We start from the raw sequence: 14,990 nt of genomic DNA, 5'->3' as shown, positions 1-14,990 counted from the left end.
CCCCTCAGGCGTCCAGCCGGGTGAAAGCCCGTCGTCGGTACTGCTCGACGCAGGCGGCACGGCGGATCTTGCCGCTGGTGGTGGTCGGGATGGAACCGGGCGGCACCAGGACGAGGTCGGCGACGTTGAGGCCATGGGACTGGGATATCGCCGCGGTGACGTCGTTCTTCACGGTGGTGAGCTTGTGCCTCGCCTCGTCGTCGGAGTCACCGCGCTTCTTCAATTCGATGATGGTGACCAATTTCTCGGTCTCGTCCACGGGCACCGCGATCGCCGCGACCCGGCCGCCGGTGATTTCCTGCACCGTCGACTCGATGTCCTCCGGATAGTGGTTGCGCCCGTAGACGATCAGCAGATCCTTCATGCGGCCGACGATGAATACCTCGTTCTGCGAGACGAATCCGAGGTCCCCGGTGCGCAACCAGGGGCGGTCCGGTGTGCCCGGCGCGGGATCGGCCAGCACACCGCCAAATGTGCGTTCGGTCTCCTCCGGCTTGCGCCAATAGCCGTCGGCCACGTTCTCCCCGTGGACCCAGATCTCCCCGACTGTCCCGGCCGGGCATTCGACGCGGGTGTCGGGGTCGACGATGCGCACGATCGGCGACGTGGGCATGCCGTAGCTGAGCAACGGCGCACCGGTGCCGGGGGAGGACCGCTCGGCCCGGCCGTCCGACAGCGGTTCGGGCTCGAAATGCACGACCTCGGGCGCCGCATTGACCCTACGGCTCGCCACATAGACGGTCGCCTCCGCCAGACCGTAAGACGGGCGCATCATGTTCGGGCGGAAGTTGTAGGGCCCGAATCGCTTACCGAACCGGTCCAGGGTGGCGGGATGGATCCGCTCCGCGCCGCTGATGATGCCCATCACGTTGCCGAGGTCGACCCCCTCCAGGTCCGCGTCGGTGGTCTTGCGGACGGCCAACTCGAAGGCGAAGTTCGGCGCCGCCGACATCACGGGGGCGCCGACGGCCATCGACCGGATCCACCGCGCCGGGCGCTGCAGGAACGCGACCGGGCTGGTGAGATCGGCGCGGAAGCCGCCCATGATCGGCGCGATGACGCCCAGCACCAGGCCCATGTCGTGGTAGAACGGCAGCCACGACACAATGACCGTCTCCCGCGGCGGAACGCCCTTGACCTCCGCGAAATAGTCGGACATCAGCTGCTGGAAGTTCATGCGCAGGTTCCGGTGGCTGACCATCACGCCGGCCGGCAGGCGGGTCGAACCCGACGTGTACTGCAGGTAGGCGGTGCGCGGGGCGTCGCCGATCCGGATGCTCGGGGTGCTCTGGTCGTCCAGGTTCAGCGCGTCGACGTCGATGACCGCCGGGCCCGGGGTCCCGTCCGGTCGCCGCACGTAGTCGGTGACGGTCGGTGCCGCGTCGGAGGTGGTGAGGACGACCGCGGGTTCGGTGTCCGCCATGACCGCGCTCACCCGCTCGTCGAGGGAACCGACGGCGGGAACCGCCAGCGGCACCGCGATCCGCCCGGCCTGCATCGCCCCCAGGAATGCGACGATGTAGGCCAAGCCCTGTGGCGCCAGGATCACGGCCCGGTCCCCGACGGCGCCGTGCCGCTTGACGGCGTGCGCGACGTTCAGGCTGCGCCGGTACAGCTGCGCCCACGTCAGGTCTTCGGTGACGCCCGCCCAGTCCCGCTCGTAGTCGGTGTACCGGAAGGCCAACTCGTCGGGTTGCAGACCGGCGCGTTCGCGCAGCAGGGAGACAACGGACGAATTCTGCATGCGCGCCAGGTTACCGTCCCCGCGCCGGCCCGCATGATCGCGACGATCGCAGCCGCCCGGTCCCCGGAAGCCCTAGGCGCTTACGCCCCAATGGAACACACGCGAGGTGAGCAGGACGATGCCCAGCGAGACCACCGCGACGACCGTCAGGCCGATGACAGCAACGACGAGCGGTCGCCACCCGGTGCGGGCGATCTGCCGGATGTCGGTGTTGAGCCCCACACCGGCGAACGTGAGCAGGAACGCCCACTTCGACACGTTCGCCAGGTTCGCGATCTGGCCCTTGGTTAGCCACCCCGCGGTCGCGATCGCCGACACGGCCAGGAAGCCCAGCACGAACTTCGGGAACTTCGCCCAAACGAAGGCCGCCTTGGCCTTGAGGCCCGGGGCGATCTCGTCGGCCTGGCCGCGCCCCGCCCAGTACAGCGCGAAGCCCAGGACGACAAACCCGATCAATGCGTTGCGCGTGGACTTGACCAGCACCGCGATCTTGCCCGCGTGATCGGAGAACAGATAGCCCGTGGCCGTGGTCTCCGCGGTGTTGTCGACCGCAAGGCCCGCCCACAATCCGAATTCGCGGTCGGACAGCCCGATCCCGTGCCCCAGCGGGGGCAACACGAACAGAGCCACCGCGCCGAGGGCCAGGATCGCCGCGATGGCGTAGCCGACGTCGGAGTTGCGGGCGCGGATGGCGCCCTTGGCGGCCACGATGGCCGACACCCCGCAGATCGACGTCCCGATCGCCAGCAGGGAACCCAGTTTGCCGGACAGTCCGAACGCCCGGGCCGCGGCGATGATGATCGTCCCGGCGACCGCCATGTCGACCACGATCTGGACCAGGCTCAGCCCGCCGAGTTTGGCGACGTCGCCCAGCACGAATCGGGCACCCAGCACCACGATCCCGACCTTGAGCCAGAATTCGTAGGTCTGCACCCCCGCGCGGAAGATGCGGTGCAAGCCAACGGTGTTGGTGATCAGTAGCCCGATGACGATGGCCCACAGCACGTATTCGATGTCTGGCACCCGCCAGTGCTGATGCTTGGCCAGCGCGTTCCACCAGATCTGCGCGTACTTGCCCAGCAGGCCCACGCCGATCAGCAGCAGTATTCCCGGCACGTAGTCCAGCGGCCGCCGGCTGGTGAAGGCCGGCTCGTCCAGGGCGTCCTCGCGTTCGATGCTCGCGGTGCTCACGCGATCACCACGGAATCTTCGGCAGCGCACCGGCGACGGCCAGGGCGGTGATCACACCGGCGACCAGCGTTGCCCACCAATCCACCGACACCGACCCGGCCCGCTCACGCCACGACGTCGCCCGAACCTGTTCAGTCACGACGACATCGTGGCCCGGCCGGTGCCGCGGACCAAGTGATTGGCTCGCGCTGAATCTAGCCCTGTGGGCGGGGACTGACCTCGTCGAGCAGCGCGATGACCTGCGCGGCCAGCGCATCGATGTCGGCGTCGGTGGTGTCCAGGACGAGGTCGGGGTTTTCGGGCGGCTCGTAAGGCGCGTCGACGCCGGTCAGCCCCTTGAGGTCGCCGCTGCGGGCCCGCGCGTACAAGCCCTTCGGGTCGCGCCGCTCGCATTCCGCTAGTGACGTGGCGACGTGCACCTCGATGAACGGCAGCTTGGCGGCCTCGTTGAGGGCACGGGCGATGCCGCGGTCCGACCGCAGCGGTGACACCAGCGACGCCAGCGCGACGACCCCGGCATCGGCCAGCAGGCGGGTCAAATGTCCTACCCTCCGGATGTTTTCCGCGCGGTCGCCGGGGGAGAAGCCGAGGTCGTCGGACAGGCCGTGGCGCAGGTTGTCGCCGTCCAACAGGTAAGCCACCCGCCCCGATTCGACGAGCGCCCGCTCGACGGCCACCGCGACGGTGGACTTGCCGGACGCCGGCAACCCGGTGAACCAGACCGTGGCCCCCGCCTGGCCGGTCGCCCGCCACCGGTGCTTGCGGTCCAGTGCCGATGGGTGCCAACGGATGTCGGTGCGCGGGTGTGTACCCGGTGTGACCTCGCGCGCCTCGATGATGGTGCCGGCGCCCACGGTGTCGTTGGTGGACTCGTCGATCAGGATGAACGCGCCGCTGTCGCGGTTGTCGGTGTAGGGATCGGCGATGACGATCGAGCTGGTGCGCAGGGTCAGGTTGCCGATGTCGTTGAGCGCCAATCCAACCGGGCCGTCAAGCTCGTCGAGAGTCTCCGGGTCGAGCCGGGTGTGCAGCTCCTGCACGGTCGCCCGCACGGTCTTGGTGGTCTGCTTGAGCGCCAACCGGTCACCCGCGCGCAGCGGCGAGTCGACGAACCAGCACACCGTCGCGTCGAGCTCGCGGGCCTGCACCGGCAGCACCGCATCGTCGGCACCGCTGACCAGCACGTCGCCCCGGCCCACGTCGATGTCGTCAGCCAGCTCGACCGAAACCGACAGCGGCGCAACGCCCGTCGTGCGCTCGTCGTCGAGGGTGTCCAGGGCGGTCACCGTCGAGCGGGTGCCGGCGGGCAGCGAGACCACCGGATCGCCAACGCGCAGGGTCCCCGCCGCGAGCCGCCCGGTGTAGCGGCGGCGCACCTCAGCGGTCGGCCTGGACACCCATTGCACCGGCAACCGCAGGCGTGCGGCCTCGGCCTGCGGTGCGGCGAGCTCGACGCCCTCCAGGTACTCGAGCAGGGTCGGCCCGCCGTACCAGGGCGTGCGGTCGGAGCGGTGCACCACGTTGTCCCCGAGCTTGGCGGCGATCGGGATCACCGTGATGTCGACGTCACCCAGGCGGTCCGCCAGCTGGCGCAGCTGGTCCTGGACGTCGTTGAACTTGGCCTGGTCGAAGTCGATCAGGTCGATCTTGTTGACCGTCGCCACAAAATGTTTGATGCCCAGTAACTTTGCGATCCTGGCGTGCCTGCGGGTCTGGCGCAGCACACCGGCACGCGCGTCGACGAGCAGGATGGCAACGTGGGCGTTGGAGGCGCCGGTGAACATGTTCCGGGTATAGCGCTCGTGCCCGGGAGTGTCGGCGAGGATGTAGCTGCGCGTCTGGGTGGAGAAGAACCGGTAGGCCACGTCGATGGTGATGCCCTGCTCCCGTTCGGCGCGCAGGCCGTCGGACAGCGCCGCCAGGTCGGCGATGCCCTCCTCGTCGGTGACGGCCGCCAGATGGTCCAGCGGCAGGCTGTCGGTATCGTGCAGCAGCCGGCCGATCAGCGTGCTCTTGCCGTCGTCCACCGACCCCGCGGTGGTGATGCGCAGCAGCTGGCGGGTGACGCCCTTGGCGGGCTGGAATGTCTCGGCCGGGTCCGGGTGCTCGGTGTCCGTCATCAGAAGTAACCCTCCCGCTTGCGGTCTTCCATGGCGGCGGCCGAGGTGCGGTCATCGGCGCGGGTCTCGCCGCGCTCGGAAACCGTCGCCGCCGAGATCTCCTCGATGACGCGGGCGATGTCCGTGGCGCGGGAGCGTACCGCGCCGGTGATGGTCAGGTCCCCGACCGTGCGGTATCGCACCCATTCCACGGCGGCGTGCTCGCCGTCCTGCGGCGAGGTGTACTCGGACACGGCCAGCAGGATGCCGTCCCGCTCGAACACCTCGCGCTCGTGCGCGTAGTAGATCGACGGTATTTCAAGGTCTTCCAGCTCGATGTAGCGCCACACGTCGAGCTCGGTCCAGTTGCTCAGCGGGAACACGCGAACCTGCTCGCCCTTCTTGATGCGTCCGTTGTAGAGCGACCAGGGCTCGGGGCGCTGCGCGCGGGGGTCCCACTGGCCGAACTCGTCGCGGAAGCTTAGAATTCGCTCCTTGGCGCGGGCCCGCTCCTCGTCGCGGCGGGCCCCGCCGAAGGCCGCGTCGAAGCCGCCGGCTTCCAGCGCGTCGAGCAGCGTGCGGGTCTGTGCGCGGTTGCGCGAGGCGCCCGGGCCTGGGTCGGGGACGCGGCCGTTGTCGATGGATTCCTGCACCGAGGCGACGATCAACTTGTGTCCGGAGCCGGTGACCCGGCGATCGCGGAATTCGATGACTTCGGGGAAGTTGTGGCCGGTGTCGACGTGCATCACCGGGAACGGCAAGGGCAACGGCCGAAACGCCTTCTCCGCCAATCGGAGCAACACGATCGAGTCCTTGCCCGCGGAGAACAACAGGACTGGGCGCTCCAGCTCGGCGACGACCTCGCGGATGATGTGCACCGCTTCGGCCTCCAACAACCGCAGCTCGTCGACCCGCCGCGTCTCCGCGGGTACCGCGACCGTCATGTCGGTAGCCCCTCTCTCTCGGCATCCGCACGGTAGCGGCCCACCCACTCGTCCGAACGTTGGTCGGCCTGACGCTCCAGCACCGGTTCGGGCGCCAGTCGCCGGTCCAGCCCCAGCTCTTCAAGGATGTTCCCGACCACCTCAGTCAGGTTGCGCCACAACACGGGATAAGAAATCTCCATGGGTTTAACGTCCTCTTCGGCGAACCACGCCCGCCAGCCTTGCTCTTGGGCGCGCAGCATGTTGACGACGTGGGCGATCGCCCCGGCGTGGTAGGTCGCGCGCGCGTCGCGGACCGGATCCGGCCGGCCGCGCCACACCCGCGTCTGGACGGCCCGCCAGAACGACACGGCCTGCGACACGACGTCCGGGCGGTACACGTAGATCAGGAGGGGCTCCTCGCCGATGACGTCGCGGATCGCGGAAAGCAGGCCGTCGCCGGAGCGATCGGGCAGGCCACGCGCGCGCTCCAGCAGCAGCGGTGTCTGATTCCACATCAGCTTGCCGCCCCACACGCCGTTCGGTGTCCTGCCGACCGTGCGGATGTAGTCCCGCCAGATCTCGGGCGGCGCCAGGTCGGGCTTACCTTCATCGAGCGGGTCGAGCAGGTCCAGGATCGACTGGTCCTCGACACCGGCGAACCACTCTCGCGGCTGCGGTGCCTGGCTGGTGGCCGGCAGATACTGGAAGAACTCCTGAGGCTCGCCGGCCACGCCGGTCGCCCGCAGCGATTCGACCAGCAGGGTGCTGCCGCTGCGCTGCGAAGCGAGCACCAAATACGACGACGGCCGTTTTGTCACCAGCAAAGCCTAACCGGCGGCCAACGAGCTGCAAGACGTCGAATTAGCCTCAGGCTGAGGATAACTATTGGCGTCGAAAAGGACTGTTGCTGGCCCCCATTCAGGCGTGGGGGCAGAAAATGCCGAGTATCTGTTGGCAATTGTCCTTGTTGATGAGCCCAGGCGGTGGCGGCGGTGGCGGTGGCGGCGGGTTCTCGCCGTCCCAAATGTTCTGGGCGACATTGCCTTGCCCGAAATAGACGTAGTAGTAGGTGTGGCAGATGTTGTTGTCCCAAATGACCGGGTTGGTGACGTGGTTACCGGTCGGCGGCAGCGGCTCGCCCGGGCACCAGCGGTGTGGACCGCCGTCGGCGTTGGCGGTGCCCACCCCGAGCCCGAGGCCCGCGAGACCCAAACCACCCGCGACCAGCGCCGTGGTCGCCAACCGCTCGATCCGTCGCATCATGGTTGTCCTTTTCCGTCGGGTGGCGGCTCGGGTGGGCCGCCGTTCGAGTGCCAGTGAATGACGCGCCCGCCGCTACCGATCCCAACCCGGCCAGCGGTCGCCGATGGCCGCGGCGCAGATTTGGGTTCGGCCCCGTCATGGTCGCTGCTTTCGCTCGGCATTTGCGGACGCGCCGCCAGCTTGCCGCGGAGGGCTTGCGAATTCCTTGCGGTTCGCGCCGCCGGCTTGCCGCGGACTCAGCGTCCCGGGCGGTCCCCGACGCGCAGGCTCAACGAAAACAGCAGTCGTGCCTCGGGATCCGCCAACGATGCCGACAGTATTTTCTCGATGCGTCGCACCCGGTAGCGAACGGTGTTGGGATGCACGCGCAGCTGCCGCGCGGCGGCGCCGACGTCACCGAGGCTGTCCAGGTACACCCTCAGCGTCTCGGCGAGCGCGGGGTCCGTGTCGCGCAGCGCGAGTATCCGCGGATCGACGAGCCTCTCCTCGGCGCCCACCAGCGCCACGATTTCGTCGAGCAGGACGGTGGTGCGCGCCTCGGCCAGCGATGTCACCCGACCAATCGAAACGGGATGCCGCTCAGCGCTGTCCAGCACCCGATCCACGTCCGTGCGCGCGGACGCCGCCTCGGCCAAACCGGTGACCGGCGCGGCGATGGCGGCACGCAGTTCGACTCCGATCTCCGCGCGCAGGGTGCCGATCGTGCCGCGGACCCATGATGTCACCGACCGCGTCGTCGCCGTCTGGGGCAGCAGGGTGTAAATCCGTGAGCCGTTGGAGGCGACCATGGCGTCGCGGCGAAAGGCGCTGGCGCTCAATGCCAAAACGTCGGCCAGCCGGGGTTGGCGGGTCCCGACGGTGTCCCAGCCGATCAGCGCGGCGGCACCGTCGACGGTGAGCCCGAGCTCGCGGGCGATGGCCTCGACGTCGGGCGCCGCGTCGGTGTCGGTGAGGCCGAGAAGCTGCTGCACCCGTCGCGTATGGGTGGACGGACGGGCCGCCAGCCGGGCCATGATCCGGGCGGCGAGCACCGCCGCGCCCCGCAACACCTCGTCGGCATCGGCGGCCAGCGGCTGTGATCCCTGCTGCACCCAGATGGTGCCCTGAAACACAGCGGGCCGCCGGGCCGCGGTTGGTGGCTGATGGATCCCGACCGCCAGCCGAGGGCGCAAGCCCAGCTCGGGGCGTTCGGCGACGCGCACCACCTCGCCGCCGGCGCGCAGCGCGTCGAAAATGCCCCACTGGCCGATCCATTCGAGGTGCTCGGGGGGCCCGGCCCTGCCCAGGATGGAGAGCCGGCGCAACTCGTCGGCCTCGTCATTGGATGCGGAGTAGGCGAGCACGTGCGATTGAGCATCCTCGATACTGACCATGCCGTGGATGCGGTCGGCCAGCGACTGGGCCAGGCCGAACAGGTCGGTGCCCGAGTCGTCCGCCGGTCCGGCCCGGCCGCCGTGATGCGCCAGGACGCGATTGACCAGTTGGTAGAGGCGTTCCCACCGTGCCCGGGGTTCCACGGCGACCACGGCTGAGCCGGCGGCGGCCGTCAATGTCACCAGCGCATCCGACGGGCGCTTGACGAACACGGCCACCGGGACACGCTTGCGCGCCTGTTTGCCGATCCATCGCAGCGCCTCGTCGTCGGGCACGCCCAATAGAAAGAACACGTCGGCGGAGCCCGCCGCCGCCGCCAGGCCCAACTGGACATCGTCGGAATCGATCAGCGCCGCCGACCGCACCGGAACGTCCAGGCCTCGCGGCGATTCCACGAGGCTGACCAGCGTCGCGTCCAGCGCCAGCAGCAGCTGGCCCAACCCCACGCCCGCCTCGGCCATGTTGTCCAATCGTACTAGCAGTGTGCGGATATCTTGTCCGATCCGCCAAGCAATCCGGTTGTGTCGGCGTGGACCATTCGATGATGGACGCGATCACCCAAGTTCCCTCGCCTGTCAACGAACCGATTCACGACTACGCGCCACATTCCGCCGAACGCAGCCGGTTGCTCGCCGAACTCACCGCGCTGGCGAAGCACCCGGGGGACCTGCCGCATGTCATCGGCGGCCGCCACCGCATGGGGGACGGCGACCGCATCGACGTCGTCCAACCGCACCGCCACGATGCGAAGCTGGGCACCCTGACCAACGCGGTGGCATCGGATGCCACCGCCGCGATCGAAGCGGCGATGGCCGCGAAATCATCTTGGGCAACAACACCGTTCGATGAGCGGGCCGCGGTCTTCCTGCGCGCCGCCGACCTGTTGGCGGGCCCGTGGCGGGAGAAGATCGCCGCCGCCACCATGCTCGGTCAGTCCAAATCCGCCTACCAGGCCGAGATCGACTCGCCCTGCGAGCAGGTCGATTTCTGGCGGTTCAATGTCGCCTTCGCCCGCCAGCTCTTGGCCCAGCAGCCGATCAGCGGGCCGGGCGAATGGAACCGCAGCGATTACCGGCCCCTCGACGGGTTCGTCTACGCGATCACCCCCTTCAACTTCACGTCGATCGCCGGCAACCTGTCGACGGCGCCGGCGCTGATGGGCAACACCGTGGTATGGAAGCCGTCGATCACCCAGACACTGTCGGCCTATCTGACGATGCAGCTGCTCGAGGCGGCGGGCTTGCCGCCCGGGGTGATCAACCTGCTCACCGGCGACGGCCTGGCGGTTTCCGATGTCGCGCTGGCCGATCCGCGGCTGGCGGGCATCCACTTCACCGGATCGACGGCCACCTTCCAGCACCTGTGGCGGCAGGTCGGCGCCAATATCGGCAACTACCAGAGCTACCCGCGGCTGGTCGGCGAGACCGGCGGCAAGGACTTCGTCGTCGCTCACGCCTCAGCGCGGCCGGACGTGTTGACCACAGCGCTGATTCGCGGTGCGTTCGACTATCAGGGCCAGAAATGCTCGGCCGCCTCACGGGCCTTCATCCCGCAGTCGGTCTGGCGACGGATGGGCGACGATCTTCTGGGCGCCGCGGCCGCCCTGACTTACGGCGACGTCACCGACCTCACCAACTTCGGCGGCGCGCTCATCGACCGGCGGGCCTTCGTCAAGAACGTCGATGCGATCGAGCGGGCGAAGAGCGCCGCCCGCATCACTATCGCAGTTGGGGGCGAATACGACGACAGCGAAGGCTATTTCGTGCGGCCCACCGTCCTGCTGTCGGACGACATCGAGGACGAGGCGTTCTCCACCGAGTACTTCGGCCCGCTGCTGTCGGTGCACGTCTACCCCGACGGCGAGTACGAGCGAATTCTGGACGCGATCGACACCGGCTCCCGATACGCGCTGACCGGGGCGGTCATCGCCGACGACCGGGACGCCGTGCTGGCCGCGCAGGACCGGCTGAGGTTCGCGGCGGGCAACTTCTACGTCAACGACAAGCCCACCGGCGCCGTGGTCGGGCGCCAACCGTTCGGGGGATCGCGCGGTTCGGGCACCAACGACAAGGCCGGGTCGGTGTTGAACCTGTTGCGCTGGACGTCGGCGCGCACCATCAAGGAGACCTTCGTCCCGGCTACCGAACACGGCTACCCGCACATGGCGGCCGACTGATGGGCGGCGTGTTCACCAGCACCATTCGCCCGGCCATCATGGCGGCCAGCCGGCGACCGGGGCTGCGCCGGGCCGCCGAAGGGCTGCCGGTCACCCGCCGGGTGGTGCACCGGTTCGTGCCCGGTGAGACCATCGACAGCGCATTGAACAGCATTGCGGCCCTGCGTTCTTCGGGATGTTGCGTCAGTGTCGACTACCTGGGTGAGGACGTCCGAATCGCGGCCGACGCCGCCGCGGCGGTGCGCGTCTACCTGGACCTGATCGAGAATCTGGCCCGGTTCGGCGACCACGCCGAGCCCGGGCCGATCGAGGTATCGCTGAAGTTGTCGGCCTTGGGACAGTCGCTGGATCGCGGCGGCGAGAAGATCGCCCGCGACAATGCGTGGGCGATCTGCGACGCCGCCCAGCGGTCCGGGGTGTGGGTGACGGTGGACGCCGAGGACCACACGACGACGGACTCGACTTTGGCGATCGTGCGCGACCTGCGCACGGACTTCGGTTGGCTGGGCGTCGTCTTGCAGGCCTACCTGCGGCGCACGCTGCACGACTGCGAGGAATTCGCCGCGGCCGGGGCGCGGGTCCGGCTGTGCAAGGGCGCCTACGATGAACCCGCATCGGTAGCCTACCGCGAGCCCGCCGGCGTCAACGCCTCGTACCTGCGATGCCTGCGGGTGCTGATGGCCGGCTCCGGCTATCCGATGGTGGCCTCCCACGACCCGGCGATCATCGAGGAGGTGCCGCGGCTGGCCCGTGAATTCGGCCGCGGGGCTGATCGTTTCGAATACCAGATGCTGTATGGGATCCGCGATGACGAGCAGCGACGGCTGGCCGAGGCCGGCAACCGGGTGCGCGTCTATGTGCCCTTCGGCACCCAGTGGTACGGCTACTTCATGCGGCGCCTGGCCGAGCGGCCCGCGAACCTGACGTTCTTCTTGCGGGCCTTGGCGCATTGAGTGTGCCTGTGGGGTTGCGAAATCGGCGGTTTGTAGCTCTGGATGCACACTCGACGGGCGGGCGGCCCGAGCCGGGCGGCCGATCCGAGGACCGTCAGGGGCAGCCCTGGCGGTTGGCGCCCGCGAGGGCCTTCGGCGCATCCTCGAGTGCGGTGTGCAAGACGTCGAACACCTGCGGGTCCCAGGTGAGCGCCGTCTTCCAGTCCAGGCCGGCCTCGTTGGAGACGTAGATGCTGTGCGTGTCGTCGAACGTGTGGCAACGCCGATGGGGCAACACCGCATCGGCGAGATCGACCGCCAGCGCGCTGCGCAATGCCACGATGCCGTCGTTGGGCCACACGGTCGGGTTCACCTGCCCCGACTTGCCGAACTTCCCGCCGCCGATCAGCACCACGGGGATCTTGTCGAGCACCCCGGCCTGAGCCTGGTTCCAGCCGTCCGTGCCCATCAGGTACGCCTGGTTGACCTCGCGGCCCGAACCCGACATCAGCCGCAGCACCTCGGCTTTGAAGTTCTTCATCGCGCTTTCGCAGAACTGGTCACCGACGCAGTCCGTCAGCGGGGTGATGTCGTTGGCGTAGTCGGACAGGTAAGACCCTTGCCAGGGCGTGCCGACCGTGGTCAGCGACCGGATGTGCACCGGGGAGTCGGTGGTGGTCAGCACGCGTATCGCCGCGCGCGAATACAGCCCGCCCATCGAGTGGCCGATGAGGTCGACCTCGTCGACGCCCCTGTCGGTGTGCAGGTAGGTGAGGAACCGTGCCAGATGCTCGCCGGCGGTGTCGATGCTGCCAGTGGAATTCACCGTCATGTTGTCGGGCAGCATGACTGGGCATCCCCCGAACGGGCCGAAGCCGCCCTGGTCCACCACCTGACCGCGGCCGGCCATGGCCGGTGAGGTGAACACCTTGTAGCCCTGTTTGAGCAGGTACTCGCGGATCGCGGTATCGGTGTTGCCCGCCGCCAACCCGGTGGCGCAGGCTTGGTCCGGCGTGGTGAAGGGGCTCGTGGCATCACCGCCGGAGACGATCACCACCGCCCGCCGGGCGCCTAAGCCCGAGCCGGAGCGACAGCCGGCCACCATCGTCGCCGCAACCAGTATCGCCATGGTGAGCACGAGTATTCGCCGCACAGAGCAGGATGCTACTGAGCGCGGCGCGGTCGCGGGCGATCACCGGCGAACCCGCGCACCACGTGTGCGCGTACGAACCCGGCCGCCACGTCGCGGTCATCCATGTTCAATGTGGACGAGGGCGTGAACAACGAGAACAAAATGCGCGCAAACCATTCCGCCGCGGCGTCGACGTCGAGGTCCTTGCGGACCTCCCCGGTGAGCCGGGCGGCCGAGATGTACGGCATAAATAATTCGACGCACTCGCGCAACAGCACGGCGGCGTCTTTGGTGAGCAGCAGGCTGATCGCATCCTCGTCGAAGTGCTTCTCCGAGGCGATGGCTCTGCGGGCCTGCGTCACGAAGACCGCCGCGCGACTCTGCTTGTCCTCCACTGAGTGGCCGCGATCGATCGCCTTGGACATCTCGCGATAGAACTGGTCGGAGGCGTGCTCGGCGCATGCCTCGACGATCGCGGACTTCCGCAGCGCCCGCCGGTCCAGTGGGCGGACTGGGTCGCGGCGAAGAACCCTGTCCACCCTGATGAAGATCTGGGACGGGCAGTAGCCTGCTCACGTGCTGCTGGCCTCGCTGAACCCCTCGTCCGTCACCACCGCCGACATCGCCGACGCGGTCCGCATCGACGGCGCCGTGCTCAGCCGCAGCGACCTGGTGGGCGCCGCGACCTCGGTCGCCGAGCGGGTCGCGGGCGCGGGCCTGGTCGCGGTGCTGGCCACCCCGAGCGCGGCGACCGTGCTGGCCGTCACCGGCTGCCTGATCGCCGGTGTCCCGTTCGTCCCGGTGCCCGCCGACGTCGGGGCCGCCGAACGGCGCCACATGATCACCGATTCCCGGGCGCAGGCGTGGCTGGGGCCCGCGCCGGACGAGCTGGAGGGGCTCCCGCACATTCCGGTGCGGTTGCATGCCCGGTCCTGGCATCGCTACCCCGAGCCGTCGCCCGACGCGACCGCCATGGTTATCTACACCTCGGGAACCACCGGGCTGCCCAAGGGCGTGGTGCTCAGCCGCCGCGCGATCGCCGCCGACCTCGACGCGCTGGCCGAGGCCTGGCAGTGGACCGCCGACGACGTGCTGGTGCACGGGCTCCCGCTGTTTCACGTGCACGGCCTGGTGTTGGGGCTGCTCGGCTCGCTGCGGATCGGGAATCGCCTCGTGCACACCGGCAAACCGTCCCCCGCCGGTTACGCGCGAGCCGGGTCGGAGGCCGGCGGCACGTTGTACTTCGGGGTGCCCACGGTCTGGTCACGAGTGGTGGCCGACGAGGCGGCCGCTCGGGCGCTGCGCCCCGCCCGGCTCCTGGTGTCCGGAAGCGCGCCGCTGCCGGTGCCGGTGTTCGAGGGGCTGGCGGCCCTCACCGGCCATGAGCCCATCGAACGCTACGGCGCCTCCGAGTCGTTGATCACCGTCTCGACGCGTGCGGACGGCGAGCGGCGCGCGGGCTGGGTGGGCCTGCCGATCGCGGGCGTGCAGACCCGGCTCGTCGACGAAAGCGGCGCCCCCGTCGCGCATGACGGCGAAACCGTTGGGCGGCTTCACGTCCGGGGGCCGACGATGTTCGATGGCTACCTGAACCGGCCGGACGCCACCGCCGAGGTATTCGACGCCGACGGCTGGTATCGCACCGGCGACGTGGCCGTCGTCGACGGCGGCGGGATGCACCGCATCGTGGGGCGAGAGTCGGTGGACCTGATCAAGTCCGGCGGGTACCGCATCGGCGCGGGCGAGATCGAGACCACGCTGCTCGGCCACCCGGGCGTGCGGGAGGCGGCCGTCGTCGGGCTGCCCGACGAAGACCTCGGCCAGCGGATCGTCGCCTATGTCGTCGGCTCGCCCGGCCTGCGCCCCGACGAACTGATCGAATTTGTGGCGCAACAACTTTCCATCCACAAGCGACCCCGCGAAGTGCGCCTCGTCGATGCGCTGCCGCGCAATGCCATGGGAAAGGTCCTCAAGAAGGAGTTGCTGGCCGGCGGCCGAGCCGAAAGCCCTTAACCAACACCCAGCAATTTGCCAGCGTCCGTGCCGAGCGTGACGGCGAACCTTCACCTACCGTCGTAACCGTGAATAGACGCAACCGACCACTGCGCGGCGTCCGTGGGTGAGGCGGCGACGATGGTCGCCGCACCCGGTGA

At 69.0% G+C, this 14,990-nt stretch carries 12 protein-coding genes and 1 pseudogene; 3 read left to right on the top strand and 10 right to left on the bottom strand.

Annotated elements, in window-relative coordinates:
• Positions 1-4: 4 nt before the first annotated feature.
• The 8 genes from fadD21 to SKC42_RS04710 form a co-directional block, all read right to left on the bottom strand.
• On the bottom strand, positions 5-1,744 hold the full coding sequence (fadD21, locus tag SKC42_RS04745) for a fatty-acid--AMP ligase FAAL21/FadD21 (RefSeq protein WP_330963144.1): 1,740 nt from the start codon (positions 1,742-1,744) through the stop codon (positions 5-7).
• Between the two features lie 72 nt (positions 1,745-1,816).
• Positions 1,817-2,935, bottom strand: a complete 1,119-nt coding sequence (locus tag SKC42_RS04740; protein WP_330963143.1) for a YeiH family protein — start codon at positions 2,933-2,935, stop codon at positions 1,817-1,819.
• Positions 2,936-2,939: 4 nt separating this feature from the next.
• Entirely contained in the window at positions 2,940-3,074 is a 135-nt protein-coding gene (locus tag SKC42_RS04735) for a hypothetical protein (protein WP_330963142.1), read from the bottom strand.
• Positions 3,075-3,129: 55 nt separating this feature from the next.
• On the bottom strand, positions 3,130-5,055 hold the full coding sequence (gene cysC / locus SKC42_RS04730; RefSeq protein WP_330963141.1) for an adenylyl-sulfate kinase: 1,926 nt from the start codon (positions 5,053-5,055) through the stop codon (positions 3,130-3,132).
• Positions 5,055-5,978, bottom strand: coding sequence for a sulfate adenylyltransferase subunit CysD (gene cysD, locus SKC42_RS04725; protein ID WP_330963140.1), 924 nt, complete (start codon positions 5,976-5,978; stop codon positions 5,055-5,057). Before cysD ends, cysC begins: the two co-directional genes overlap by 1 nt.
• Positions 5,975-6,778 carry a trehalose 2-sulfotransferase gene (stf0, locus tag SKC42_RS04720; protein WP_330963139.1) on the bottom strand — a complete coding sequence of 268 codons (804 nt, stop codon included), beginning with the start codon at positions 6,776-6,778 and terminating at the stop codon, positions 5,975-5,977. The genes cysD and stf0 overlap by 4 nt, the downstream gene beginning before the upstream one ends.
• A 100-nt stretch (positions 6,779-6,878) precedes the next feature.
• Positions 6,879-7,223 (bottom strand): hypothetical protein, encoded by a 345-nt coding sequence (locus SKC42_RS04715; RefSeq protein ID WP_330963138.1) that lies wholly within the window; start codon positions 7,221-7,223, stop codon positions 6,879-6,881.
• A gap of 236 nt (positions 7,224-7,459) precedes the next feature.
• Positions 7,460-9,058, bottom strand: coding sequence for a PucR family transcriptional regulator (locus SKC42_RS04710; RefSeq protein WP_330963137.1), 1,599 nt, complete (start codon positions 9,056-9,058; stop codon positions 7,460-7,462).
• Between the two features lie 83 nt (positions 9,059-9,141).
• Between SKC42_RS04710 and pruA the strand changes: the two genes are divergently transcribed.
• Positions 9,142-10,773: an L-glutamate gamma-semialdehyde dehydrogenase gene (pruA, locus tag SKC42_RS04705; protein WP_330963136.1), complete on the top strand. Its 1,632-nt coding sequence runs from the start codon at positions 9,142-9,144 to the stop codon at positions 10,771-10,773.
• Positions 10,773-11,726: a proline dehydrogenase family protein gene (locus SKC42_RS04700; protein WP_330963135.1), complete on the top strand. Its 954-nt coding sequence runs from the start codon at positions 10,773-10,775 to the stop codon at positions 11,724-11,726. The genes pruA and SKC42_RS04700 overlap by 1 nt, the downstream gene beginning before the upstream one ends.
• Positions 11,727-11,820: 94 nt before the next feature.
• On the opposite strand, the gene SKC42_RS04695 is transcribed toward SKC42_RS04700, so the two are convergent.
• Positions 11,821-12,858, bottom strand: coding sequence for a PGAP1-like alpha/beta domain-containing protein (locus tag SKC42_RS04695; protein ID WP_330963134.1), 1,038 nt, complete (start codon positions 12,856-12,858; stop codon positions 11,821-11,823).
• Between the two features lie 11 nt (positions 12,859-12,869).
• Positions 12,870-13,319: pseudogene (locus SKC42_RS04690) on the bottom strand (TetR/AcrR family transcriptional regulator); the annotation flags it as partial.
• A gap of 94 nt (positions 13,320-13,413) precedes the next feature.
• On the opposite strand from SKC42_RS04690, the gene SKC42_RS04685 reads away from it, so the two are divergent.
• Complete coding sequence (locus tag SKC42_RS04685; RefSeq protein ID WP_330963133.1) at positions 13,414-14,850, top strand: acyl-CoA synthetase; 1,437 nt, start codon at positions 13,414-13,416, stop codon at positions 14,848-14,850.
• The last annotated feature ends 140 nt before the right edge of the window (positions 14,851-14,990 follow it).

It is taken from the genome of Mycobacterium sp. 050134, assembly GCF_036409085.1.
In the GTDB taxonomy this organism is placed as follows: domain Bacteria; phylum Actinomycetota; class Actinomycetes; order Mycobacteriales; family Mycobacteriaceae; genus Mycobacterium.
This window is presented reverse-complemented; position numbering and strand designations above follow the sequence as displayed.